General features: G+C 58.3%; 19 protein-coding genes and 2 tRNA genes. 6 read left to right on the top strand and 15 right to left on the bottom strand.

Annotated features, from left to right (window positions below):
- Positions 1–26: 26 nt before the first annotated feature.
- Complete coding sequence (locus EQV90_RS01735) at positions 27–1049, top strand: DUF1338 domain-containing protein (RefSeq protein WP_240877670.1); 1023 nt, start codon at positions 27–29, stop codon at positions 1047–1049.
- Between the two features lie 58 nt (positions 1050–1107).
- On the opposite strand, the gene azu is transcribed toward EQV90_RS01735, so the two are convergent.
- Positions 1108–1554, bottom strand: coding sequence for an azurin (gene azu, locus EQV90_RS01730; protein WP_003439051.1), 447 nt, complete (start codon positions 1552–1554; stop codon positions 1108–1110).
- A 367-nt stretch (positions 1555–1921) separates the two neighbouring features.
- Between azu and EQV90_RS01725 the strand changes: the two genes are divergently transcribed.
- On the top strand, positions 1922–2128 hold the full coding sequence (locus tag EQV90_RS01725; RefSeq protein ID WP_003439050.1) for a hypothetical protein: 207 nt from the start codon (positions 1922–1924) through the stop codon (positions 2126–2128).
- Positions 2129–2396: 268 nt separating this feature from the next.
- Here EQV90_RS01725 and EQV90_RS01720 read toward each other — a convergent pair whose 3' ends face one another.
- The 8 genes from EQV90_RS01720 to rnr all read right to left on the bottom strand — a co-directional run bounded on the left by EQV90_RS01720 (position 2397) and on the right by rnr (position 12245).
- A complete protein-coding gene (locus EQV90_RS01720; RefSeq protein ID WP_003439049.1) occupies positions 2397–4703 on the bottom strand; it encodes a YgiQ family radical SAM protein in 2307 nt (768 codons plus the stop codon).
- Between the two features lie 200 nt (positions 4704–4903).
- Positions 4904–6298, bottom strand: coding sequence for a replicative DNA helicase (gene dnaB, locus EQV90_RS01715; protein ID WP_003439048.1), 1395 nt, complete (start codon positions 6296–6298; stop codon positions 4904–4906).
- 135 nt (positions 6299–6433) lie between these two features.
- Positions 6434–6880 (bottom strand): 50S ribosomal protein L9, encoded by a 447-nt coding sequence (gene rplI / locus EQV90_RS01710; RefSeq protein WP_003439047.1) that lies wholly within the window; start codon positions 6878–6880, stop codon positions 6434–6436.
- A gap of 19 nt (positions 6881–6899) precedes the next feature.
- Positions 6900–7796: a hypothetical protein gene (locus tag EQV90_RS01705; protein WP_003439046.1), complete on the bottom strand. Its 897-nt coding sequence runs from the start codon at positions 7794–7796 to the stop codon at positions 6900–6902.
- Between the two features lie 36 nt (positions 7797–7832).
- Entirely contained in the window at positions 7833–8063 is a 231-nt protein-coding gene (rpsR, locus tag EQV90_RS01700; RefSeq protein ID WP_003171373.1) for a 30S ribosomal protein S18, read from the bottom strand.
- Between the two features lie 28 nt (positions 8064–8091).
- Complete coding sequence (gene rpsF, locus EQV90_RS01695; RefSeq protein WP_003439045.1) at positions 8092–8517, bottom strand: 30S ribosomal protein S6; 426 nt, start codon at positions 8515–8517, stop codon at positions 8092–8094.
- A gap of 306 nt (positions 8518–8823) precedes the next feature.
- Complete coding sequence (rlmB, locus tag EQV90_RS01690; protein ID WP_003439044.1) at positions 8824–9591, bottom strand: 23S rRNA (guanosine(2251)-2'-O)-methyltransferase RlmB; 768 nt, start codon at positions 9589–9591, stop codon at positions 8824–8826.
- Complete coding sequence (gene rnr / locus EQV90_RS01685; RefSeq protein WP_003439043.1) at positions 9588–12245, bottom strand: ribonuclease R; 2658 nt, start codon at positions 12243–12245, stop codon at positions 9588–9590. The genes rlmB and rnr overlap by 4 nt, the downstream gene beginning before the upstream one ends.
- A 227-nt stretch (positions 12246–12472) precedes the next feature.
- On the opposite strand from rnr, the gene EQV90_RS01680 reads away from it, so the two are divergent.
- From EQV90_RS01680 to EQV90_RS01665, 4 genes are all read left to right on the top strand, one after another.
- Positions 12473–12559, top strand: a tRNA-Leu gene (locus EQV90_RS01680).
- Positions 12560–12728: 169 nt separating this feature from the next.
- Positions 12729–12815: transfer RNA gene (locus tag EQV90_RS01675), tRNA-Leu, on the top strand.
- A 212-nt stretch (positions 12816–13027) separates the two neighbouring features.
- Complete coding sequence (locus tag EQV90_RS01670) at positions 13028–14053, top strand: iron ABC transporter substrate-binding protein (RefSeq protein WP_240877669.1); 1026 nt, start codon at positions 13028–13030, stop codon at positions 14051–14053.
- Positions 14053–15606 (top strand): iron ABC transporter permease, encoded by a 1554-nt coding sequence (locus EQV90_RS01665; RefSeq protein WP_161719804.1) that lies wholly within the window; start codon positions 14053–14055, stop codon positions 15604–15606. The genes EQV90_RS01670 and EQV90_RS01665 overlap by 1 nt, the downstream gene beginning before the upstream one ends.
- 40 nt (positions 15607–15646) lie before the next feature.
- On the opposite strand, the gene EQV90_RS01660 is transcribed toward EQV90_RS01665, so the two are convergent.
- The 6 genes from EQV90_RS01660 to hflX form a co-directional block, all read right to left on the bottom strand.
- On the bottom strand, positions 15647–17581 hold the full coding sequence (locus EQV90_RS01660; RefSeq protein WP_003439040.1) for a methyl-accepting chemotaxis protein: 1935 nt from the start codon (positions 17579–17581) through the stop codon (positions 15647–15649).
- A 133-nt stretch (positions 17582–17714) separates the two neighbouring features.
- A complete protein-coding gene (locus tag EQV90_RS01655) occupies positions 17715–19010 on the bottom strand; it encodes an adenylosuccinate synthase (RefSeq protein ID WP_003439037.1) in 1296 nt (431 codons plus the stop codon).
- Positions 19011–19063: 53 nt separating this feature from the next.
- On the bottom strand, positions 19064–20251 hold the full coding sequence (locus tag EQV90_RS01650) for an ATP phosphoribosyltransferase regulatory subunit (RefSeq protein WP_003439034.1): 1188 nt from the start codon (positions 20249–20251) through the stop codon (positions 19064–19066).
- A 331-nt stretch (positions 20252–20582) separates the two neighbouring features.
- On the bottom strand, positions 20583–21461 hold the full coding sequence (gene hflC / locus EQV90_RS01645; protein ID WP_003439032.1) for a protease modulator HflC: 879 nt from the start codon (positions 21459–21461) through the stop codon (positions 20583–20585).
- Entirely contained in the window at positions 21461–22636 is a 1176-nt protein-coding gene (gene hflK, locus EQV90_RS01640) for an FtsH protease activity modulator HflK (RefSeq protein ID WP_003439030.1), read from the bottom strand. The genes hflC and hflK overlap by 1 nt, the downstream gene beginning before the upstream one ends.
- 96 nt (positions 22637–22732) lie before the next feature.
- Complete coding sequence (hflX, locus tag EQV90_RS01635) at positions 22733–24034, bottom strand: ribosome rescue GTPase HflX (RefSeq protein ID WP_003439028.1); 1302 nt, start codon at positions 24032–24034, stop codon at positions 22733–22735.
- Between the last annotated feature and the right edge of the window lie 10 nt (positions 24035–24044).

The following is a 24044-nucleotide window of genomic DNA, read 5'->3' as shown; positions in this document are numbered from 1 at the left end:
CTATTTGGTCGCCAGAGCCCTGCCCCATGTCTTCTTTCGATGGTTTGTTCTCTCTTGTCGAGTCTGTGCTCGGTCAATCTGCAGCCCATTGGCTGCGCGAGCATGTCGAGGTGCCCCGGGGGCTGCTGGCTTTCAGCTGGAATCAACAGGCCGTGCACCGGGCCTGGCTGGCCGAAGGGTTGAACCTGTGCCTGCTGCACAAGCTGGTAGACGCCGTGCCGGATGGCCGACGCTACGTTGAGGAGCAGGCGCAGCAAGGGCGCAAAGTGGTGTTTGACCACGGCGCGATCCGCACCGTCGACTGGCCCGCCAACGGCGAACTGCCCCGCGGCCGCCAGGCCTTTGCGCGGCTGCTGGAGCCACTGGGCTTTACCGATGTACGAACCTATCCGCTGACCAAGCTGAACATGACCGGCTGGGGCTATCGGCAGATGGACCTGCCTGAAGACATTGCGCAGTTTTTTGTCTCGGAATTACATCCGGGGCGTTTTAGCCAGACGTTTCAGCAGGCGGTTACCCGGGTTGTCAGCTCCAGTCTCGATCCGCTGCAAGCCGAACACACCAGCATTCTCGAGCGCCTGAGCCTCACCCGTCATTGCAGCCTCGGCGAGGCGCGCACCCTGCTGCCGGCGCTGTACCGGGCATTCGGCCGTCAACACGGCGTGGTGCTCGAGGCCGATTACCAATCTCTGCTCGATGAAAGTGCAGAGATGGCCTGGATTGCCACCGAGGGCAACAGCTTCAACCATCTGACCGATCGCGTGCAGGATCTCAACGCCTGCGTGGCCCAACAGCGAGACTTGCAGCGGCCGATGAAGGACAGCATCGAGGTCTCTGCCTCAGGCCGGGTGATGCAGACTGCCTATCGTGCCTGCACGGTGACCCGGGGACTGATCGATGCCACCGGTCATTATCGCGAGCATCAGGTGCCGGGCTCGTTTGTCGAATTTATTCAGCGCAAGGTCGACCCGGAAAACGGGCGGATCGATCTGAATTTCGACAGCAGCAATGCCCAGGGCATTTTCAAGATGACCGATTCAAAAGCCTGAATGCAAACAGCCCTGAGCGCACAAGGCGCGTCAGGGCTGTTGATTGGCAGGCCGGGGCTTATTTGAGGACCACGGCGCCTTTCATCATCGAGTTGTGGCCAGGGAATGTGCAGAAGAACTCGTACGATTCAGCCGGATTCAATTTCGACACGTCGAAGGTCACCGAGTCTTTCTCACCGGCACCAATGATCTTGGTGTGGGCAATGATGCGGGTGTCACCGTCTTTCAGGTAGTTTTTATCCAGCCCGGCGGCCATGCCGTCAGTCGCTACACCTGCCATGTCTGCAGTTTTGCTCAACACCCAGTTATGACCCATGACGTTTTTCGGCAAGCTGCCGGAGTGCGTCAGGTTAACGGTGAAGGTCTTGCAGGACTTGTCGATGACGATCTCTTTGGTGTTGTAAGACATTTGGTCAGTCGAATCGACAGTCACAGCGCATTCAGCCGCCAGCAAATGGCCGCTGGCCAGGGTCAAAAGGGATACCGCAAGAACTTTGGCAAACATGGTGTATCTCCAAGGCAGGGTATGAAAAAAATCTGTATACAGATTGCCCGAAAATTGTCTCGATTCCAATGATCTGAATCATGGTCCTGGCATTGTTCGAAACAATTCGCCCATCAGAGGAACGCCGGGCTTATCACCTTAGGTCATCAACAGGGTATTCGGAGGAATAAGTGACGGGACTTTCTGCGCTGATCAGCCGCTGCTATCAGCTTCGTTCAGAGATTTAATCCACAACCGGCTTTTTCGGCAGTGTAGAGTCGTGTTTTCAGCGCAAAATAGCGACTTGCTAAAACCCAGCTAACGGCTAAGCACTAATACAGGGCAGAATACGCGCCGCTCAACCCCTTCGACCCCCAGAGGATCGCCCATGGCCAAACCAAATTACAACTTCGCTAAGCGTCAAAGAGACTTGGCTAAAGAGCAGAAGAAAGAAGAAAAGCTTGCCCGCAAGAAAGCGGCTGCTGAGGAAGGTACTGTAGAGCTGGACCCGAATGCCGACGTTGACGTCGATGCAGAAGCTGAGGTTGTTGCTGAAAACACCGACGCCGTAGAACAAAAAGCACCCGACGCGTAATACCCTCGGCCCGGTTATCCACAACCCGGCCCACAGGATCTGTGATCAGGATCAGCAGCCCGGCTGTTGATCCTCGCAGTCCACCTGATTGCCTGTGCTGCATCCTCAGACGCTCCAGACCACCCTCCCTCGCATCCCTTGCACCAATCAGTCGATTCACGCCTGACGGGCTTGTGCGCGCGCAGAATGCACAACGCCAGCCCGAAGGCTGGCGTTGTGTTTGGCCAAAGCGCTTTTGCAGGAGCCGGCTAACCGGCCCCGGCAGACGTTAGCGCGGTACCACCGGCTTACGGGTCGGCTTCTGGCTCTTGCCGCCCTTGGCCGCTTCATGGCGCTCTTTGGCAGCCTGCTTATTACGGGCAAATGCAGCGGCCTTGGCCTGCTCGCGCTTGTCCCACGGGTTACCACCATCGCTGGCACGCGGCGGCAGGCCGGTGTGCTGGGTCAGGATCTTGGTGGTTTTTTCGCCGGCGACCTTGTGGCTGCCTGCAGGCGTCGAGTTTTTGCGACGGGCACTCTGGTAGCTGTCAGTGGCTGGCTGATGCAATGGAATCAGCTGGTCTTTACCCGAACCAATCAGGTCGGCACGGCCCATGCGGGTCAGGGCCTCACGCAGCATTGGCCAGCCCTTGGGGTCGTGGTAGCGCAAGAACGCCTTGTGCAGCCGCCGCTGTTCTTCGCTCTTGACGATAACCACCGAGTCGCTTTTGTATGTGACCTTGCGCAGCGGGTTCTTGCCCGAGTGGTACATCGCGGTGGCAGTGGCCATCGGCGACGGGTAGAACGCCTGCACCTGGTCAGCACGGAAGCCATTGCCCTTGAGCCACAGCGCAAGGTTCATCATGTCTTCATCTTTGGTGCCGGGGTGAGCGGCGATGAAGTACGGGATCAGGTACTGCTCTTTGCCTGCTTCCTTGGTGTACTTCTCGAACATGCGCTTGAACTTGTCATAGCTGCCAATGCCCGGCTTCATCATCTGGTTGAGCGGACCTTCCTCGGTGTGTTCCGGGGCGATCTTCAGGTAACCACCTACGTGGTGCGTCACCAGCTCTTTAACGTATTCCGGCGACTCGACCGCGAGGTCGTAGCGCAGACCGGAAGCAATCAGGATTTTCTTCACCCCCGGCAAGGCACGGGCGCTGCGATACAGCTGAATCAACGACGAGTGGTCGGTGTTCAGGTTCGGGCAAATACCCGGGAACACGCAGGATGGCTTGCGGCACGCGGATTCGATTTCCGGCGTTTTGCAGGCGATGCGGTACATGTTCGCGGTCGGGCCACCGAGGTCGGAAATGACGCCGGTAAAGCCTGGCACCTTGTCACGGATCTCTTCGATTTCGCGAATGATCGACTCTTCGGAACGGTTCTGGATGATCCGGCCTTCGTGCTCGGTAATGGAGCAGAAGGTGCAGCCGCCAAAGCAGCCACGCATGATGTTCACCGAGAAGCGGATCATGTCGTAGGCCGGGATTTTTTCCTTGCCGTACGCAGGATGCGGAACACGTGCGTAAGGCATGCCAAACACGTAGTCCATTTCTTCGGTGGTCATAGGGATCGGCGGCGGGTTGAACCACACATCCACTTCGCCATGCTTCTGCACCAGCGCACGGGCGTTACCCGGGTTGGTTTCAAGGTGCAGCACGCGGTTGGCGTGGGCGTACAGAATCGAGTCGCCACGCACTTTCTCTACCGATGGCAGACGGATTACCGTCTTGTCACGGGTCATGCGCGGGCTGGCCAGAAGTTGCACGACCTTGGCTTCGTTCGGGTCTTCAACCGGACCTTTTTCCTGCTCGATGGCGCAGGCCTGGGTGTCCTGGGTGTTCACGTACGGGTTGATGATCTTGTCGATCTTGCCCGGACGGTCGATACGCGTGGAGTCGACTTCGTACCAGTCTTTGGGCGTATCGCGACGAATGAACGCGGTGCCGCGAACATCGGTAATGTCTTCGATCTTGTGGCCATACGACAAACGCTGGGCAACTTCGACAATGGCACGTTCGGCGTTGCCGTACAGCAGGATGTCGGCGCAGGCGTCGATCAGGATCGAGTTGCGCACGCGGTCCTGCCAGTAGTCGTAATGGGCGATACGGCGCAGAGATGCCTCGATGCCACCGAGTACGATCGGTACATTTTTATAGGCTTCCTTGCAGCGCTGGCTATACACCAGGCTCGCGCGATCCGGACGTTTGCCAGCCATGCCACCGGGGGTGTAGGCGTCATCGGAACGGATTTTTTTGTCGGCGGTGTAGCGGTTGATCATCGAGTCCATGTTGCCGGCCGCGACGCCAAAGAACAGGTTCGGCTCGCCCAGCTTCATGAAGTCGTCTTTGGACTGCCAGTTCGGCTGCGCAATGATGCCCACACGGAAGCCCTGGGACTCCAGCAAGCGACCGATGATGGCCATGCCGAACGACGGGTGGTCGACATAGGCATCACCGGTGACGATGATGATGTCGCATGAATCCCAGCCAAGCTGATCCATCTCCTCCCTGCTCATTGGCAGGAATGGCGCTGGACCGAAACATTCGGCCCAGTACTTGGGATAGTCAAATAGAGGCTTGGCTGATTGCATGTCGATGACCGGTGTTGAGTACAGAAAATTGGGCGCGTCATTTACGAAGAAATTCGCGGGCGCGGAATATAGCACAAAAAATGATCAATTCCGACGGTAATGGTCGGAATTGATTGGAGCCTGTGATTGCGATCCCTCACATGCCCGCCTTGCCGGCAATAACCTAAGCGTGACCGCCAGGGCAACCACGCAGCGGGCCGTTAATCGTCGTCGAAGTTGTAGCTGCCCGGCGCCAGGTTTTCGAAGCGCGTGTATTTGCCGATAAACGCCAGGCGCGTGGTACCGATAGGGCCGTTACGCTGCTTGCCGATGATGATTTCGGCAATGCCCTTGTGCTCGGTTTCGGGGTGATAAACCTCGTCCCGGTACACGAACATGATGACGTCGGCATCCTGCTCGATGGCTCCGGATTCACGCAAGTCAGAGTTGATCGGGCGCTTGTTGGGCCGCTGCTCAAGAGAACGGTTGAGCTGTGACAGCGCCACCACCGGGCAATTGAATTCTTTGGCCAGGGCTTTCAGGGAGCGGGAAATCTCGGAGATTTCGTTGGTGCGGTTGTCACCGCCCGAACCGGGGATCTGCATCAGTTGCAGGTAGTCGATCATGATCAGACCGATCTCACCGTGTTCACGTACCAGACGCCGGGTACGGGCGCGCATTTCCGACGGGCTTATACCGGCCGTATCATCGATGAACAGCTTGCGGTCGTTGAGCAGGTTGACCGCCGAGGTCAGGCGCGGCCAGTCATCGTCTTCCAGTCGACCGGCACGGACCTTGGTCTGGTCGATGCGCCCCAGAGACGACAGCATACGCATGATCAGCGATTCGCCTGGCATCTCGAGGGAGTACACCAGTACCGCTTTTTCGCTGCGCAATACCGCGTTTTCCACCAGGTTCATCGCAAAGGTGGTTTTACCCATCGATGGACGACCGGCCACGATGATCAGGTCAGACGGCTGCAAGCCACTGGTCATGCCATCGAGGTCGGTGTAGCCGGTGGACAGGCCGGTAATGGCGTTGTCGGTGTTGAACAGCGTATCGATCCGGTCGATGGCTTTGGTCAACAGATCATTGACGCTGACCGGGCCGCCGGTTTTTGGCCGGGCCTCGGCAATTGCAAAGATCTGCCGCTCGGCTTCGTCAAGAATCTCGGCGGCATTGCGCCCTTCAGGATTGAACGCGCTATCGGCGATTTCGGTGCTGATACCGATCAGCTGGCGCAGCGTGGCGCGCTCGCGAACGATCTGCGCATAGGCCTTGATGTTGGCGACCGACGGCGTGTTTTTTGCCAGTTCGCCCAGGTAGCCCAGGCCACCGACTTGCGACGTCTGACCTTCCTTGTCCAGCTGCTCGGCAAGGGTCACGACGTCAATCGGGGAGTTCTGGTCCGCCAGCTTGGCAATTGCGCGGAAGATCAGGCGATGGTCATGTCGATAGAAGTCGCCGTCCGAGACTTGATCCAGCACGCGTTCCCAGGCGTTGTTGTCCAGCATCAAACCACCGAGCACGGCCTGTTCGGCCTCGATGGAATGCGGCGGCACCTTCAGGGATGCGGTTTGCAGGTCGTATTGCTCAGGAGCGGAGATATCGTTCATGGCCACTTGGTTAATTTGTAAAAGCTGGGGGTTTTAAAATCAGGAACAGCAGAAAGACAAAGGGCACGACCTGTAAACAGGATCGTGCCCGATGTTAACCGCCTGACACACAAGGTGCCAGTCAGTTAAGACTGCTTAAGCAGCTACCACAACAACGCGTACGGTTGCTTCAACTTCGGCGTGCAAGTGCACAGCCACGTCGAATTCGCCAACGTTGCGGATAGTGCCGTTCGGCAGACGAACTTCGCTTTTAGCAACTTCAACGCCAGAGGCGGTCAGTGCATCAGCGATGTCGTGGGTGCCGATCGAACCGAACAGCTTGCCTTCGTCGCCAGCGGTGGCAGTGATAGTCACTTCCAGCTCAGCCAGTTGGGCAGCGCGTGTTTCAGCCGAAGCTTTCTTGTCTGCTGCTGCTTGTTCCAGCTCAGCACGACGCTCTTCAAACGCAGCCAGGTTGGCAGCGGTTGCAGCGGTAGCTTTGCCGTACGGCAGCAGGTAGTTACGACCGTAACCGGCCTTAACATTTACTTTGTCGCCCAGGTTGCCCAGGTTCGCGACTTTTTCCAGAAGGATCAGTTGCATGTGAAAATCCTCTTAACTTTTAACCTTCACCGTCCGCAGAGTCTTTATCAGCGTCTTTCGGCGCCAGACGTCCACGGAAATCAATCAGGCTGTCGACAATGGCCAAGACCACGAGCAACGGATAGATCAGCTGCATAAACAGCAACAGCGTGACGTACAACCCCACCAGCCAAAACTTGGCCAGTCGCTTTTGCGCCACCAGCCCATGGATCAGGGCCAGCCCGGCGAAGAACAACGCTACGCTGCACAACGGCGTAAGCATGGCCATTTGAGGGCCGAAGTTCGGTCCTACAAGCATGCACGCCAGCAACAGTAACGCTGGACCCAGCGGTAGGCGGATGCTGCGAAATTCGCTGGCAAAACCGCCCGGGTTGTACAACAACGCCTGCCAGTAACGCCCGATAATCAGGCTAAGCAAGCTGACGACCTGCATCAAAGCTGCAATCAAACCGGTAAGAACAGGGGCAATCAATGCTCCTAGGCGCGCTCGCTCTACGTCAGATAACTTGTCGTAGAGACCATTGAGGACCTGCGGCAGAAGTTTTTCCAACTCCTGCGCCATCGCACCAATGGGTTCGCGGAAAACCGTACCCAGGATCACGCCATACACTACACCCAACGCCACGCTGACCAGCAGCACGCGATGCCAGGGCTGACCGGCGCGTAACATCATCGCCAATCCCAGAGATCCCAGCAGCACCATCAAGGTGCGAGGTTCTCCGATAAACCACCAGACCAAGGCCGGCAGTAGAGCCCATGAGAGAATGCTCAAGGCATCTCTCGGACCGCGCCGCAGGAGCACAAGGCAACCCGCAGCAGCACTCAACCAGAACAAAAACGGCAATGCCGCACATCCGGCCACGATTAACGCGGCCTGCACACGGCCTCGCATGATGAACTCAGCTAAGGCGCGCATGCTTTCAATCCTTTACTACTTGTCGACTGCCCGGTCTCAGCGGCCGTGGCTGTCGGTGTAGGCCAGCAGGGCCAGGAAGCGGGCGCGCTTGATAGCGGTGGCCAGCTGACGCTGATAACGAGCTTTAGTACCGGTGATACGGCTTGGAACAATTTTGCCGGTTTCGGATACGTAAGCTTTCAGAGTGTTGAGATCCTTGTAATCGATCTCTTTCACTTCTTCTGCGGTGAAGCGGCAGAATTTACGACGACGGAAGAAACGTGCCATGTAATTGGCTCCTCAAAAGGTCCGTGGATTACTCGTCAGCGTTATCGCTGGCGTCGCTGTTATCGCTGTCATCGCCATCGGCGCTGTCAGAATGCTCAGGACGGTCACGACGCTCACGGCGCTCACTGCGGTTCTCTTCAGCCTTGAGCATCTCGGACTGGCCAGTTACGGCTTCGTCGCGACGGATGACCAGGTTACGGATCACAGCATCGTTGTAACGGAAGTTGTCTTCCAGCTCAGCCAGGGCTTTGCCAGTGCATTCAACGTTCAGCATCACGTAGTGAGCCTTGTGAACATTGTTGATTGCGTAGGCCAGTTGACGACGGCCCCAATCTTCCAGACGGTGGATTTTGCCGCCGTCTTCTTCGATCAGCTTGGTGTAACGCTCTACCATGCCGCCGACTTGTTCGCTTTGATCCGGGTGGACCAAAAAGATGATTTCGTAATGACGCATGAATGCTCCTTACGGGTTGTAGCCTGCCGCTAACTAAAAAGCGGTCAGACAAGGAGTGAATGACACTTGTGTGTCTTGCCTAGAGAGGCACATATGCGCCCGCCATGACGGCAAGGGGCGCAATTGTAGAGAAGGGACAAGAGAGGTGCAAGGCAATTGGTGATTATTTGAACAATCCAGACCTTCACCCACCACAAGCGACTGTGGGAGCCTGCTTGCTGGCGATGATTACAACGCGATGGGTCTGACAGACCGCGCTGATGCCATCGCCGGCAAGCCGGCTCCCACAGTGATGTAGCGTGCTGCTTACTTCTTCTTCGAAGAAGTCTTGGCCTTGACGCTGCGCTGGCGCAGGGCTTCGAACAGGCAAACCCCCGTCGCTACCGATACGTTCAGGCTGCTGACGCTACCGGCCATCGGCAGGCGCACCAGGTAATCGCAGTGCTCGCGAGTCAGGCGGCGCATGCCTTTGCCTTCCGCACCCATGATCAGGATGGTCGGGCCAGTCATGTCCTGGTCGTACAGTTCCTGCTCGGCTTCGCCGGCAGTACCCACGATCCACAGTCCGCGCTGTTGAAGCTTTTTCAGCGTGGCCGCAAGGTTGGTAACCGCAACCAACGGAATCACTTCCGCCGCGCCGCAGGCTACTTTTCGTACAGTCGGGGTCAAGGTTGCAGACTTGTCTTTAGGTACGATGACGGCCAGAGCACCCGCCGCATCCGCCGTGCGCAAACAGGCACCCAGGTTGTGCGGATCAGTCACGCCGTCCAGCACCAGAATCAGCGGAGCACCTTCGGTACGATCCAGTAATTCGTTGAGCATGGCCTCGCCCCACACCTGGCTCGGGCTCACATCAGCCACAACACCCTGGTGCACGCCTTCAACCCAAACGTCCATCTCGCGACGTTCAGCGTTACCGACATCGATCCGGTTTTCAGCGGCCAGCGCGATCAGGGTCTGAACCCGCGGATCGTTGCGGCTTTCAGCCAGCCACACTTGCTTGACGCGTTTCGGGTGGTGACGAAGCAACGCTTCTACAGCGTGAATACCGTAGATTTTTTCCAACTGGCTCATGACTTGACCTTAGGTTTACGCGCCCCACCACTTTTGGCGGCAGGAGCGGTGCCCGATTTTGGCGGGCCTTTACGATGTTTGCTCGGTTTGGAAGGCTTGCCTGCGTCTTTAGCAGGTGCCCCCCTACCCGACTTTCCCGACTCAGCTGCACGACCGCCGTTTTTCGCGTCGGCCAGCAGCGCCTGTTTCAATTCACGACTTTTGCGCAGCTCGGCATTTTTGGCCGCAGCATCGCCAGGACGATAGGTCTCGTCGGATTTCTTGGCAGTTTTGGGCGCGCTACGACGAGCGGCCGGAGCCGGCTCGACGGGCTTCTCTGTGGCTTTGGTGCCGGATTTCCCAGCATTTTTGCCAGCAGGTGCGTCAGTACCACGATTTTTACGACCAATCGGCGCGCTGAGGGTTTTCTCAGCCATTTCGAAGTCGATTTTGCGTTCGTCGAGATCGACGCGCATTACTCGCACTTCAACGGTGTCGCCCAGACGGAAGCTGCGACCGGTGCGCTCGCCCGCCAGGCGGTGATGCACAGGATCGAAGTGGTAGTAGTCGCCCGGCAAGGCGGTCACGTGGACCAGACCTTCTACATAAATGTCGGTCAGTTCGACAAACAGGCCAAAGCCCGTTACTGCCGTCACTACCCCCGGGAACGACTCGCCAACACGATCCTTCATGAACTCGCACTTGAGCCAGTTGGTCACGTCACGCGTGGCTTCGTCGGCACGGCGCTCGCTCATCGAACATTGTTCGCCGAGCTGTTCGAGGATCGCTTCGTCGTACGGATAGATACGCGCTTTCGGAATCGTCATCGCGCCGGCACGACGAACGTGCGGGGTATCCATTTTGGAATGGATAACGCTGCGAATCGCCCGGTGCGTGAGCAAGTCCGGGTAGCGACGAATCGGCGAAGTGAAGTGGGTATAGGCTTCATAATTCAGGCCGAAGTGGCCCTGGTTATCAGCGCTGTACACCGCCTGGCTCAACGAACGCAGCATCACGGTCTGGATCAGGTGGAAATCCGGACGATCCTTGATGCTGGCCAGCAACGCCTGGTAATCCTTCGGCGACGGGCCGTCCTTGCCTTTGTGCAGGCTCAGACCCAGCTCACCGAGGAATGCACGGAGTTTTTCCAGACGCTCAGGTGGCGGACCATCGTGAACGCGATACAGAGCTGGAATTTCGTGCTTTTTGAGGAACTCGGCGGTGGCCACGTTGGCCGCCAGCATGCATTCTTCGATCAGCTTGTGCGCGTCATTACGGGTGGTCGGGCGAATCTCGGCAATTTTGCGCTCGGAGCCGAAGATAATCCGGGTTTCCTGGGTTTCAAAATCAATCGCACCACGCACATGACGAGCGGCCAGCAGCACTTTATACAGCGAGTAAAGCTGCTTGAGGTGCGGCACTACATCAGCGTATTCGCTGCGCAGTTGCTTGGCTTCGCTGGTTTTCGGCTGCTCCAGAATGGTGCTGACCTTGTTGTAGGTCAGGCGCGCCTGGGAGTGAATCACCGCCTCGTAGAACTTGTAGTCGGTCATTTCGCCGGATTTGGAGATGGTCATCTCGCAAACCATCGCCAAACGGTCAACTTTCGGGTTCAGGGAGCACAGACCGTTGGACAGCTGCTCAGGCAGCATCGGAATCACGCGCTCAGGGAAGTACACCGAGTTGCCACGAACCTGAGACTCGGCATCCAGTGCCGAACCGATTTTCACGTAGCTGGATACGTCGGCAATGGCCACGTACAAGGTCCAGCCGCCCGAGAACAGGCGCAGCTTGCCAGGCCTGGCTTCGCAGTAAACAGCGTCATCGAAGTCGCGGGCATCTTCGCCGTCAATGGTGACGAACGGCAGATGGCGCAGATCGATGCGCTTCTCTTTGTCTTTCTCTTCGACTTCAGGCTTGAGCTTGGCGGCTTCTTTAAGCACCGCTTCCGGCCAGACGTGAGGAATGTCGTAGGTGCGCAGGGCAATGTCGATTTCCATGCCGGGCGCCATGTAGTTGCCCACCACTTCAAGCACATCACCTTGCGGCTGGAAGCGCGGCGTCGGCCAGTGGGTAATCTTCACTTCGACAAACTGACCCACCTTGGCGCCTGCATTGCGACCCGGGGTAACCAGCACTTCTTGCTGGATCTTCGGATTGTCGGCAACTACAAAGCCAATGCCGCCTTCTTCGAAGTAACGACCCACGATGGTTTCGTGAGCACGCGAAACCACTTCGACGATTACGCCTTCACGACGACCACGGCGATCCAGCCCCGAAACACGGGCCAGCGCACGGTCACCATCGAACACCAGGCGCATTTGCGACGGGCTCATGAACAGGTCGTCACTGCCATCATCAGGGATCAGAAAGCCGAAGCCATCGCGATGGCCACTGATGCGGCCGAGAATCAGGTCGAGCTTGTCCACCGGCGCATAAGTGCCACGGCGGGTATAAATGAGCTGGGCATCACGCTCCATCGCACGCAGGCGACGACGCAAGGCCTCGATTTGGTCTTCTGTAGTCAGACCGAACTCTTCTACCAACTGCTCGCGAGCAGCCGGCGAACCACGCTCGGCCAGATGCTGAAGGATCAGCTCGCGGCTAGGGATAGGGTTTTCGTATTTTTCCGCTTCACGTGCGGCCTCGGGATCGAGGGTCTGCCAATCGGCCATTAGATAGTTTTCACCTTGTCTATATGCGGGTTAGTTTGGCATACGCGTATTGAAACGGGAAATTTCGGACTCATACAGAGCCGTAATAGCCCGTTCTGGCACACATTCATGTCGCGGACTAACCGTTCGCGAATTTTTTTCACTATTTTTATGCACAACGCTTTACAGGTCAAAGGGTCGTCCGTATAGTGCGCGCCATCGACAACGGCAACAGCGTTGAAGATGATGCCCAGATGGTGAAATTGGTAGACACGCCAGCTTCAGGTGCTGGTGACCGCAAGGTCGTGGAAGTTCGAGTCTTCTTCTGGGCACCAATTCAGAGATGCAGATTAGTACAATCTGCAGACTCACACAAAAACCCGCGAAAGCGGGTTTTTGCATTCTAAGCCGCTGATTTATTAAAACTAAATAAAACAGGGCTTTACAGAATTAAAAGTGCTCCGTATAGTGCGCCACATCAACAGCGGCAACGTTGCTGATAATGCCCAGATGGTGAAATTGGTAGACACGCCAGCTTCAGGTGCTGGTGACCGCAAGGTCGTGGAAGTTCGAGTCTTCTTCTGGGCACCAATTCAAGCTTCAAGTGTTTTCACTGAAAATATTCGAAGCCTCACAAAAACCCGCGAAAGCGGGTTTTTGCGTTTCTGTGGCTGGCAATCGCCTCCCACCCTGCACCTGCCCCCTCTCCTACGACCATCGCCCTATCCTTGTGGCGCACTTGAGAAGCAATATCGTTTATTATTGTTACAAGTTTTGTAGTACCCAAGCGAGGAACCCAGCGAATGATGCTCCGAAATACCCAGCTTGCAACATTTCTACTGCGTAGTTTGTCCATCGCAACTCTTGGTCTGACTCTGATCACTCCCGCCGCTCACGCTGCCGATCCTGTAACCCTGACCCTGTATAACGGCCAGCACAAAGAAGTCGGCGACAACCTCGCCGCTGCCTTTGAAGCCAAGACCGGCATTCACGTCAATGTGCGCAAAGGTAGCAGCAACCAGCTGGCCAGCCAGATCGTCGAAGAAGGCGATCGCTCGCCTGCCGACGTGTTCTACGCCGAGGAGTCGCCGCCACTGAACAGTCTTGGCGAACAGGGCTTCCTGGCCAAGGTCGACGACAGCACCTTGCAAGTACTGCCCAAGGAATACGTGGCCGCCAACGATACCTGGATCGGCGTGACTGCACGCACCCGCGTCGTGGCGTTCAACCCGGACAAGGTCAAGGAAGAAGAACTGCCCAAGTCAGTTCTGGATTTCGCCGGCCCCGAATGGCAGGGCAAGATCGGTTTTGTACCCACCAGCGGCGCATTCCAGGAACAGGCTGTGGCCATCATCAAACTGCATGGCCGCGAAGCCGCAGAAGAATGGCTGACCGGTCTGCGCGCCTTCGGCAAGACCTACACCAACAACATGGTTGCCCTCAAAGCGGTCGAGAATGGTGAAGTGGCCGCCGTACTGGTCAACAATTACTACTGGTTCGCCTTGCAGCGCGAGAAAGGCAAGCTGAATTCCAAACTGCACTACTTCACCGATGGCGATGCGGGCGGCCTGATCACCGTATCCAGCGCCGGCGTTTTGAAGGCCAGCAAACACCCCAAAGAAGCCCAGCAACTCCTGGCTTACATGGCCAGCGAAGAAGGTCAGCGGGTGATCACCAACACCACCGCTGAATACCCGATGCGCAAAGGCATGGTGTCGGAACGCGGCCTCAAGCCGTTCAATGAACTGCAACCGCCAAAAATCACCCCGGCCGACCTTGGCAACGCTGATGAAGCGCTGGAGCTTGAACAAGATGTAGGCCTGCTCTGATGCTGTCTGCCGCCCAACCTGCACGCTTTAACGTGAAACGCAAAAAGCCCTCTGTCTGGCTGTTATTACCGGTGCTGTTACTGGTGGGCCTGAGCCTGTTGCCGCTGCTGTATGTCGGCACCAAGGCCTGGCAGGCCGGATGGGCACAAGCGGTGCACTTGTTGTGGCGGCCCTTCGTATTTGACCTGATGCGCAACACGCTGCTGTTGATGGTTGGTGTAACGGTAACCTGCGCCCTGATCGGTTTGTCGCTGGCCTGGTTACTGGAGCGCAGCAGCTTGCCGGGGCGACGCCTCTGGGGCGTGATCCTGTGCCTGCCGTTTGCCGTACCTGCATTCGTCAGCAGCTTCACCTGGGTATCGCTCAGCTCCAGCTTCGAGGGCCTGGGCGGCGCCATCCTGGTGATGAGCCTGTCCAAATATCCGCTGATCTTCCTGCCGGTCGCGGCCACGCTGCGCAATCTCGATCCGGCACTTGAAGAGTCGGCCCGCACCCTGGGCCAGAATCGCTGGGGGGTGTTTTTCAAAATCACCCTGCCGCTGCTCTGGCCTTCGTTGCTGGCAGGCTCGCTGCTGATTGCCCTGCACATGCTGGTGGAATTCGGCGCGCTGTCGATCATCGGCCTGCAGACCTTCACCACCGCCATCTACCAACAATTCGAGCTGTCGTTCAGCAACGCCAATGCGGCCATGCTTTCGGCGGTACTGCTGGTGATGTGCTTGAGCCTGCTGTGGCTGGAACTGAAAGTGCGCGGCAAAGGCCGGCACATTCGGATCGGCCAGGGTGCGGCACGGCGCGCCGAGCAGGTGCAACTGGGCAAGTGGTCATTTTTTGGCCAGCTGTATTGCCTGACACTGGCCATCATTGGCAGCGGGATTCCGCTGGGCATGCTTGTGTACTGGCTGGTCAAAGGCAGCTCGGCGGCATTCCCGATGGCAGCCATTGGCGAGGCGCTGTTCGCCTCCCTGTCACTGGCGCTGGGCGGTGCTGCACTGTGCCTGGTACTGGCAGTACCTGTCGGCCTGCTGGTGGTGCGCTACAAAGGCCAACTGGCGATCTGGGCCGAGCGCCTGCCGTATCTGCTGCATGCACTGCCCGGCCTGGTGATCGCCCTGGCGCTGGTGTACTTCTCGCTGCATTACGTGCCTGCGCTGTACCAGACCTCGGCCCTGCTGCTGATCGCCTATGCCTTGCTGTTTTTGCCTCTGGCGCAGGCGCCGATTCGCACGGCGCTGAACAAGGCAGCTCCGCAGCTCGAAGAAGCAGCCCGCACCTTGGGCGCATCGTCGTTTTCGGCGTTTTGCCGGGTGACATTGCCAATCATTTTCCCGGCACTGGGGGCGGCATTTGCCCTGGTGTTCCTGGACGCCATGAAAGAACTGACCGCCACGCTACTGCTGAGCCCCACCGGACTCAATACATTGGCAACACAGGTCTGGGCTCACACCTCGAACATCGAGTTCGCGGCGGCGGCACCCTATGCGGCTCTGTTGATAGTGGTCTCGGGACTGCCGGTGTACCTGCTGACCACCAAGATGTACCTGAGCCGCTAACAACCCGCCGGGTAACTCGCTCCTGCAGGTTGCTCGCGGCCTATGCCCTGAACTGCCCCAGGCTCGCTTTCAGCTGCGCCGCCAGGCCATCCAGCACCTGCCCGCTGGCGGTCGTTTCGTTGACCGCCTGCGCCGCACGCTCGGCCTGGGCATGGATCACCTCAACCCGCCCACGTACCGCATGCGCGCCCCGGGCCTGATGCTCAGCAGCTTTGGTGGCGTCACCAATCGCGGCGTGCACCTGCTCAACAGAAGCCTGCACGGTTTTTTGCAACTGCACGCTGCCACGCAGTACTGCCAACCCCTCATTGGCTTGACGCCCTGCCAGCCCGATCGCCGCCACCGCCTCCTTGGCACCCTGCTGCAAGGCCACGATATGGGCCTGGATATCACCGGTGGAGCTTTGCGTCTTGCTGGCCAGCGCCCGCACTTCATCCGCCACCACGGCAAAGCCGCGGCCCGTCTCCCCTGCCCGCGCAGCCTCAATAGCCGCATTGAGGGCCAGAAGATTGGTCTGCTCGGCAATGCCGTGAATGACCGTCAGCACCACTTCGATTTGCTCACTTTGCTGTGCCAGGCGCTCGATGACCCTGGCTCCAGCGCCGACCTGCCCGGCCAGCGCCTCGATCAGGCCGCCCACTTGCGCCGAGGTGCGGGTATTTTCATCGGTCGCCTGACGAATATCCTGCACCTGCTTGAGCGCCGCCTGCATCGCCTGACTTTCAGACTGCGCCGCATCGGCCATGGTCGACAGTGCCTCCAGGCTCTGCGCCACCTCATCGCGCTGCAACTGGGCCGCAGCATTGGCCCCGGCATTGCGCTCCGTCATGGCCCCAATCTCGACCCCGGTACGCTGCGCCACATCCCCCGCCTCCCGCACAATGGGCTGCAACTTGTCGATAAAGCGGTTCACCGCCGCCGCCATATCGCCAATCTCATCCTTGCTGTCCAGGCCCACGCGCTTGGTCAGATCACCCTCGCCTGCGGCCAGATCATTCAACGCGGCAATCATTAGCAGCAGCTTGTTGACCACCCGCCGCCCCAGCACCACCGCCAGCAACAGCAAGACACCCAGACCGACAATCGCCAATCCCATACCAATGCGCCAGCGCAAGGTGTCAGCCGCATCACGGACAGTCTGTGCGGTATTGGCCTGCATCTGTGCCGCCGCTGCCTGAGCCGACTCCAGACGCGCCCCCAAGGCTGCCGAGCTGTCGTTGGCGGCGCCCTGCAGGCTTTCATCCACCAGATGCTCACTGTTGACTATCAGTTGCGCAAAACGCTTATCGAGAGCCGCCAGGTCCTTCTCGACCGAGGCCGTGGAAACCCCCATCAACACCTTGCCAATCTCCACGCCATTGGGGCTGATGGGGGCTTCGAGGTAATACACCGCCGGATCGTGCCGCGCTGCGTCCAGCACTTTATCCAGCGCCCGCTCTCCCTTGCCCTTCTCCAAAAGGGCTTTGTTGATCGGGTTTTCACGATTGAGGTAGCGCGTCAGATGTTGCCCGGCAACGTCGTCATAGACCACAAACAGCACATTGGGATTGCGCTGGGCGCGCCGGGCGAACTCGGACAGCGTGGGCACGTCATTATCCCAGATGGCCCGCGGCGCCACAGCCGCTAACAGTTGCGCCATATCATTGGCCGAATCCATCAGATTCTTTTCCAGTGCATTGCGCAATTGCATCTGCTCTTCTTTCAAACGCGGCGCCAGCCCGGCCGTCAGACGCTCACGGGTGCTGGCAGACAGCCCTTCAAGGCTGCTCTTGACCTCTCGTCCGGCCTGCTCCAGCTCAGCCGAAAGCTTTTGACTGTCCGCCCCCAGCCCCGCATCCAGATCAGACTCCAGTGCCGTCACTGTGCTCCGGGTCAGTGCAACAGCCACCAGCACCTGCACCAAAAGTGCGATACCAAGGGTAACGAATACAGGTCGCAGCAGACGACTTCGTAACAGTGAGAGAACGGCAGACACAGGAAACCCCTCCACAGCGGTGCCATTATATTGATGGCACCTTAATGGCAACTCTCACAGCAAGGGTCGTGCCGCATGGCAGGCAGAAACAACAAAGGGCCCCGAAGGGCCCTTTGCTTTACATCAAAACGTCTTAAGCGAACGGGTGACGCAGAACGATAGTCTCGTTGCGATCCGGGCCAGTCGAAATGATGTCGATCGGAGCGCCGATCAGCTCTTCTACGCGCTTGATGTAAGCACGCGCAGCAGCAGGCAGCTCTTCCAGGGTTTTGGCACCCACGGTCGACTCGGTCCAGCCCGGTACAGCTTCGTAAACCGGCTGCAGACCTTCGTAGCTGTCAGCATCGGTCGGCGCATCAACCAGCACATTGCCGTTTGCATCTTTGTAGCCGACGCAAATGTTGATGGTTTCCAGACCGTCGAGTACGTCCAGCTTGGTCAGGCAGATGCCCGAGATGCTGTTCACATCGATAGCGCGACGCAGGATAACGGCGTCGAACCAGCCACAACGACGGGCACGGCCGGTGGTTGCACCGAACTCGTGACCCTGCTTGGCCAGGTGAGCGCCCACTTCGTCGAACAGCTCGGTCGGGAATGGACCCGAACCAACGCGAGTGGTGTAAGCCTTGGTGATGCCCAGGATGTAATCCAGGAACATCGGGCCAACGCCCGAACCGGTGGCAACACCGCCAGCGGTAGTGTTGGAGCTGGTCACGTACGGGTAGGTACCGTGGTCGATGTCCAGCAACGAGCCCTGAGCGCCTTCGAACATGATGTCTTTGCCAGCGCGGCGCAGGCCGTGCAGCTCGGCAGTCACGTCCAGCATCAGCGGCTTGAGCAGCTCGGCGTATTCCTTGCACTCGGCCAGGGTCTTGTCGAAGTCGATGGCGGCTTCTTTGTAGTAACCCACCAGCATGAAGTTGTGGTATTCCACCAATTCACGCAGCTTGGCTTCAAAGCGCGGCATGTTGAGCAGATCGCCCACACGCAGGCCACGACGAGCAACCTTGTCTTCGTATGCCGGGCCAATGCCGCGACCGGTAGTACCGATCTTCAGCTCGCCACGGGCCTTTTCACGAGCCTGGTCCAGCGCTACGTGGAACGACAGGATCAGCGGGCAGGACGGGCTGATACGCAGGCGCTCGCGCACCGGTACGCCTTTCTCTTCCAGCTTGATGATTTCACGCAACAGGGCGTCGGGAGCAACCACCACACCGTTGCCGATCAGGCACTGCACGCCTTCGCGCAATACGCCCGACGGGATCAGGTGCAGAACGGTTTTTTCACCGTCGATTACCAAGGTGTGGCCAGCATTGTGGCCACCCTGGTAGCGCACTACAGCGGCAGCATGTTCGGTCAGCAGATCAACGATCTTGCCTTTGCCCTCATCACCCCATTGGGTGCCCAGGACTACGACATTCTTACCCATAACACTTGTCCTCTTCGCGCAAACTTGGTGCCGGCAGCCGCCGGCAGGAAAACTCAAGAAGCCAGCGGCACTACTTGCCACAAGCCGTTCTGCTGAATCAATTGGCGGTCGCAGTCCGCCTCACTGGCGGCAGCCTGTGACTGCCCAGGCAACGCCTGAACCACACGCTGACCTTCACTGCGAAGCTGGCAAACCTGCTGCCAGAGTGCCGCATCCGTACTGTCAGGCATCCAGATACCGCCAGACGGTAGCTCGACTTCAGCACGCCCCAGGGTGACCAGGGTTTTCAAATCAGTCGAAAAACCGGTCGCCGGACGGGCACGCCCGAAAACAGCACCGATATCGTCATAACGACCGCCCTGGGCGATGGAATCCCCAACGCCCGGAACAAATACCGCAAAGACCACACCTGTGTGGTAGTGATACCCACGCAACTCACCCAGGTCAAAATACAGCGGCAGCTGCGGGAAACGCACAGACAACCGCTCGGCAATCGCCAGCAAATCGTCCAGAGCAGCCAGAACCGGGGCCGGAGCCCGGGCCAGACGCTCGCGCGCAGCAACCAGCACCTCACGGCCGCCGCACAAACCAACCAATGCCTGCAGCATGCCTGCCAAATCAGCCGGCAAACCTTCGGTCAAGGCCGTTACTTCGTCGATCGCCTTGCGTTGCAGAGCGTCGAACAATTGTTGTTCCACTTCAACCGACAGGTTGGCCGCGCGGGCCAGACCGCGGTAAATGCCAACGTGACCCAGGTCCATATGGACATCCGGCACATCGGCCAATTGCAACATGGCCAGCATCAAGCTGATGACTTCCACGTCGCTGCTCGGGCTGGCATCGCCATACAACTCGGCACCCAGCTGGATCGGGCTGCGCGAGGATGACAACCCGCGCGGCTGAGCATGCAGCACGCTGCCGGCGTAGCACAGACGGCTCGGGCCTTCACGACGCAAGGTATGCGCATCGATGCGCGCCACTTGCGGAGTGATGTCGGCACGAAAACCCATCTGGCGACCCGTCTGCGGGTCAATAACCTTAAAGGTCCGCAAATCGAGATCCTGGCCAGCCCCTGTCAGCAAGGACTCCAGGTATTCGATATGCGGGGTGACGACGAACTCATAGCCCCAGCCCTGGAACAGATCCAACACCTGACGGCGCGCCACTTCAATGCGGGCTGCCTCAGGTGGAAGTACTTCTTCGATGCCATCTGGCAGAAGCCAGCGGTCTACCGTTGCCATTACGCCATTCCCCTATGATCCGGGCGGCCAGCCAGCAGGCAAGCCTTGAGTAAAGCAGAACGTGGCTGCGTCTTGAACGCGCACAGCAAAAAAGCCCAAAGTGACAGGCTTGCACATCCCTCGAAAAATCTGCCGACGTTGTAACAGTCGGTCAATCAAACATGCAGACGCAAAAAAGCCGGGAATTTCCCGGCTGCCGCATCATACACACGTTTTCTAAAAGGATCACCCCGCCAGGCAATTTGCCCGCCAGGCGGAGTGAATGCATGCGCCAGTTACTCATGTGCAGGAGCGCGTTTCCCCGCTCCTGCAGTGACCGGCGACGCTCCCTTTACTGCTGTGCCGGCTTGGATTTTTCCAGGTAGCGGAAGAAATCGCTGCTCGGGTCCAGAACCAGTACATCGCTCTTGTTCGCAAAGCTTTCGCGGTAAGCGCGCAGGCTGCGATAGAACTTGTAGAACTCCTGATCCTGGCCGTAAGCCTTGGAGTAGATTGCGGAAGCCTGGGCATCACCGTCACCACGAGCCTCTTCAGACTGGCGATACGCTTCAGCCAACAGCACGCGGGCTTGACGATCGGCGTCAGCACGAATGCCTTCTGCCAGCTCGTTACCCTTGGCGCGGTGCTCACGGGCTTCACGCTCACGCTCACTGCTCATACGTTCGAAAACGCTGCGGTTGACTTCTTTCGGCAGGTCGATGGCCTTGACCCGGACATCAACCACTTCGATGCCCAGCTCTTTTTCAGCCATTTTGTTCAGCGACGCCGTCAGGTCAGCCATCAGCGCATCGCGCTCACCGGACACAACCTCGTGCAGCGTGCGCTTGCCGAACTGGTCACGCAGACCCGATTCGAGACGACGCGACAAGCGCTCGTCAGCAACTTGCTTAAGACCCGAAGTCGCTGCGTAGAAGCGACCGGCATCTTTCACACGCCACTTGGCGAAGGCATCAACCATTACCGCTTTCTTTTCCAGCGTCAGAAAACGCTGAGTCGGAGCATCCAGCGTCATCAGGCGGCCGTCGAACTTGCGCACCTGGTTGACGTAAGGAATCTTCACATGCAGACCCGGCGGAACATCGTCCTGCACCACACGACCGAAGCGCAGCATCACGGCACGTTCGGTTTGCGAAACGATGTAGAAGCTGTTCCAGGCAACAATCGCCACGACAACGGCAACAATAAGGGCGATCAGCGATTTATTGCTCATCAGCGACTCTCCCTGGTACGCGGTGGTGTCGGCATATCCGATTTGGCATGGGATGCCGAATCGTTATTGCCCGCCGCAGCTGCCGAGCCCGTTGCCGGGTTGCTGCCATTACGGCCTTCGATCATTTTGTCCAATGGCAAGTACAGCAGGTTGCTCTGGCCGTTTTTGTTGCCGGTCACGAGTACTTTGCTGGTGTTGCTGAAGACTTCCTGCATGGTGTCCAGGTACAGACGGTCACGCGTAACATCCGGAGCCTTGCGATATTCGCTCACCAGTTTGGTAAAGCGGTCTGCCTCACCCTTGGCGCGGGAAATCACTTCATCACGATAGCCATTGGCGTTTTCGATGATGCGCTGGGCCTGACCGCGCGCTTCCGGCACCACGCCATTGGCGTAGCTTTCTGCCTGGTTGCGGGCACGCTGCTCGTCTTCACGGGCGCGGATCACGTCATCAAAGGCTTCCTGCACTTCACGCGGTGCCGCTGCGTTCTGTACGTTGACCTGGGTCACAGTGATACCGGTCTTGTAGGTATCGAGGAAACGCTGCAAGCGTTCCTTGATGTCTACAGCCATCTGTTCACGGCCTTCGGTCAGCACCTGATCCATCGCAGTGGAGCCCACTACGTGACGCAAGGCACTGTCAGTGGCCTGTTGCAGGCTGACTTCCGGCTGATCGACGTTCAACACGAAGTCGCGCAGGTTGCTGATCTTGTACTGCACGGTCAGCGGCACTTCGACGATGTTTTCGTCTTCAGTGAGCATCTGGCCCTGCTTGGTGTACGCACGCTCACGCGTCACGTTCTCCAGGTACTTTTTATCGAACGGCGGGAAGTAGATGTTCAGACCCGGCCCTACGGTGTCGTAGTACTTGCCCAGGCGCAGCACTACGGCTTGCTCCTGCTCGTCGACCACGTAAACCGCGCTATACAGCCAGGCTGCAGCCAGCACCACCAGACCGATACCCAGCAGGCCATAACCAGCACCTTTGCCGCCGTTCGATCCGCCGTCGCCGCTACCACGTTTTTTCCCACCACCGAACAACCCATTCAGGCTTTCCTGCAGCTTTCGGAAGGCCTCGTCGAGATCTGGTGGTCCCTTGCGGCCGCCGTTATTCGGGCGTTTGCCACCCCAAGGATCTTGATTATTCGAGTTGCCACCCGGCTCATTCCAAGCCATAGCGCTCTCCATCTGATAAAGCAAAGACGCGCCCACGGCGCGCCGACCAATGCTACAGAATGCCTACCATAGCGGCACAGCCGCTTTGCGAGGCTTTTATTGCAAAGTGTGTTGTTCGATAAATTCCAGCGGCTGCATCCCTTCGCGGCTGACCAAGCGGTTTAACTCGGATCGCGGTAGGCGCACATCCAGCAGACAGGCACCTTCTTCATCATGTTGTTCTTTTTGCACCACGCCCAATTCAAAGAACTGGGCACGCAGTCGAGCAAAACGCTGAGGCAAGCGCAAGGTGCCAACGAACAAATCATTACCCAGCAACTCGGCGATGGCCTGTTCAAGCAACTCCAGCCCGACCCCTTCACGCGCCGACAACCAGACCCGCTGCGGTTTGCCGTCGGCATCACGCTGGATCTGCGGCTCGACACCTTCAAGCAAATCGATTTTGTTGTAGACCTCGAGGATCGGCAAGTCCTGGGCACCAATTTCGCCCAGCACCACCATCACCTGCTCAATCTGCGCCATGCGCTCAGGTTCGTGCGCATCGATAACGTGCAGCAGCAAATCGGAATTGCTCGACTCTTCGAGCGTAGACCGGAAAGCCTCAACAAGCTTGTGCGGAAGGTGACGAATAAAGCCCACGGTGTCAGCCAGCACGATCGGCCCCAGATCGGCCAGATCAAGACGGCGCAAGGTAGGGTCAAGTGTGGCGAACAACTGGTCAGCGGCGAACACGTCAGAGCCGGTGACCGCATTGAACAGCGTGGATTTGCCGGCGTTGGTATAGCCCACCAGCGACACCGTAGGAATGTCGGCGCGTTGGCGCCCTCTACGGGACTGCTCGCGTTGACTGCGGACTTTTTTCAGACGGGCCTTGATCTGGCTGATGCGTACGCGCAACAGACGACGGTCGGTTTCGAGCTGGGTTTCACCCGGCCCGCGCATACCAATGCCACCGCCCTGACGCTCAAGGTGAGTCCAGCCGCGCACAAGACGCGTACTCATGTGATCAAGCTGGGCCAGTTCGACCTGCAACTTGCCTTCATGGGTACGGGCACGCTGAGCGAAGATATCGAGAATCAGCCCGGTACGGTCAAGCACGCGACACTCGAATACACGCTCGAGGTTACGCTCCTGACTGGGGGTGAGGACGTGATTGAAAATCACGATGTCGACCTTCTCGGCCTTGACCAGGTCGCGTAACTCCTCGACCTTGCCACTGCCAATCAGGTACTTGGCCGATGGCCGATGACGCGGCACGTTAAAAAACGCGACCGTCTCGGCGCCGGCCGATACAGCTAACTCCTGGAACTCCTGCGGATCTTCGCGCGCCTCAGGGTCCTGTCCTTCCAAGTGAACGAGGATCGCTCGCTCACCACCACCGTGGCGCTCAAAGAACAAAGCAGACTCC

The organism is Pseudomonas sp. TMW22089 (assembly GCF_022496645.1).
Classification (GTDB): domain Bacteria; phylum Pseudomonadota; class Gammaproteobacteria; order Pseudomonadales; family Pseudomonadaceae; genus Aquipseudomonas; species Aquipseudomonas paraversuta.
Note: the sequence above shows the minus strand (reverse complement) of the source record. Positions and strands in the feature narration are given on the sequence as shown.

What these genes read in the sequence shown, in the direction of transcription:
- rpsF (WP_003439045.1), bottom strand. Translation starts at nt 8,517, where the DNA reads ATGCGTCATTACGAAATCATCTTTTTGGTCCACCCGGATCAAAGCGAA.
- EQV90_RS01665 (WP_161719804.1), top strand. Translation starts at nt 14,053, where the DNA reads ATGCTGTCTGCCGCCCAACCTGCACGCTTTAACGTGAAACGCAAAAAG.
- EQV90_RS01670 (WP_240877669.1), top strand. Translation starts at nt 13,028, where the DNA reads ATGATGCTCCGAAATACCCAGCTTGCAACATTTCTACTGCGTAGTTTG.
- dnaB (WP_003439048.1), bottom strand. Translation starts at nt 6,298, where the DNA reads ATGAACGATATCTCCGCTCCTGAGCAATACGACCTGCAAACCGCATCC.
- rnr (WP_003439043.1), bottom strand. Translation starts at nt 12,245, where the DNA reads ATGGCCGATTGGCAGACCCTCGATCCCGAGGCCGCACGTGAAGCGGAA.
- hflK (WP_003439030.1), bottom strand. Translation starts at nt 22,636, where the DNA reads ATGGCTTGGAATGAGCCGGGTGGCAACTCGAATAATCAAGATCCTTGG.
- rlmB (WP_003439044.1), bottom strand. Translation starts at nt 9,591, where the DNA reads ATGAGCCAGTTGGAAAAAATCTACGGTATTCACGCTGTAGAAGCGTTG.
- EQV90_RS01735 (WP_240877670.1), top strand. Translation starts at nt 27, where the DNA reads ATGTCTTCTTTCGATGGTTTGTTCTCTCTTGTCGAGTCTGTGCTCGGT.
- EQV90_RS01655 (WP_003439037.1), bottom strand. Translation starts at nt 19,010, where the DNA reads ATGGGTAAGAATGTCGTAGTCCTGGGCACCCAATGGGGTGATGAGGGC.
- EQV90_RS01720 (WP_003439049.1), bottom strand. Translation starts at nt 4,703, where the DNA reads ATGCAATCAGCCAAGCCTCTATTTGACTATCCCAAGTACTGGGCCGAA.
- rplI (WP_003439047.1), bottom strand. Translation starts at nt 6,880, where the DNA reads ATGCAACTGATCCTTCTGGAAAAAGTCGCGAACCTGGGCAACCTGGGC.
- hflC (WP_003439032.1), bottom strand. Translation starts at nt 21,461, where the DNA reads ATGAGCAATAAATCGCTGATCGCCCTTATTGTTGCCGTTGTCGTGGCG.
- EQV90_RS01725 (WP_003439050.1), top strand. Translation starts at nt 1,922, where the DNA reads ATGGCCAAACCAAATTACAACTTCGCTAAGCGTCAAAGAGACTTGGCT.
- azu (WP_003439051.1), bottom strand. Translation starts at nt 1,554, where the DNA reads ATGTTTGCCAAAGTTCTTGCGGTATCCCTTTTGACCCTGGCCAGCGGC.
- EQV90_RS01650 (WP_003439034.1), bottom strand. Translation starts at nt 20,251, where the DNA reads ATGGCAACGGTAGACCGCTGGCTTCTGCCAGATGGCATCGAAGAAGTA.
- rpsR (WP_003171373.1), bottom strand. Translation starts at nt 8,063, where the DNA reads ATGGCACGTTTCTTCCGTCGTCGTAAATTCTGCCGCTTCACCGCAGAA.
- EQV90_RS01705 (WP_003439046.1), bottom strand. Translation starts at nt 7,796, where the DNA reads ATGCGCGCCTTAGCTGAGTTCATCATGCGAGGCCGTGTGCAGGCCGCG.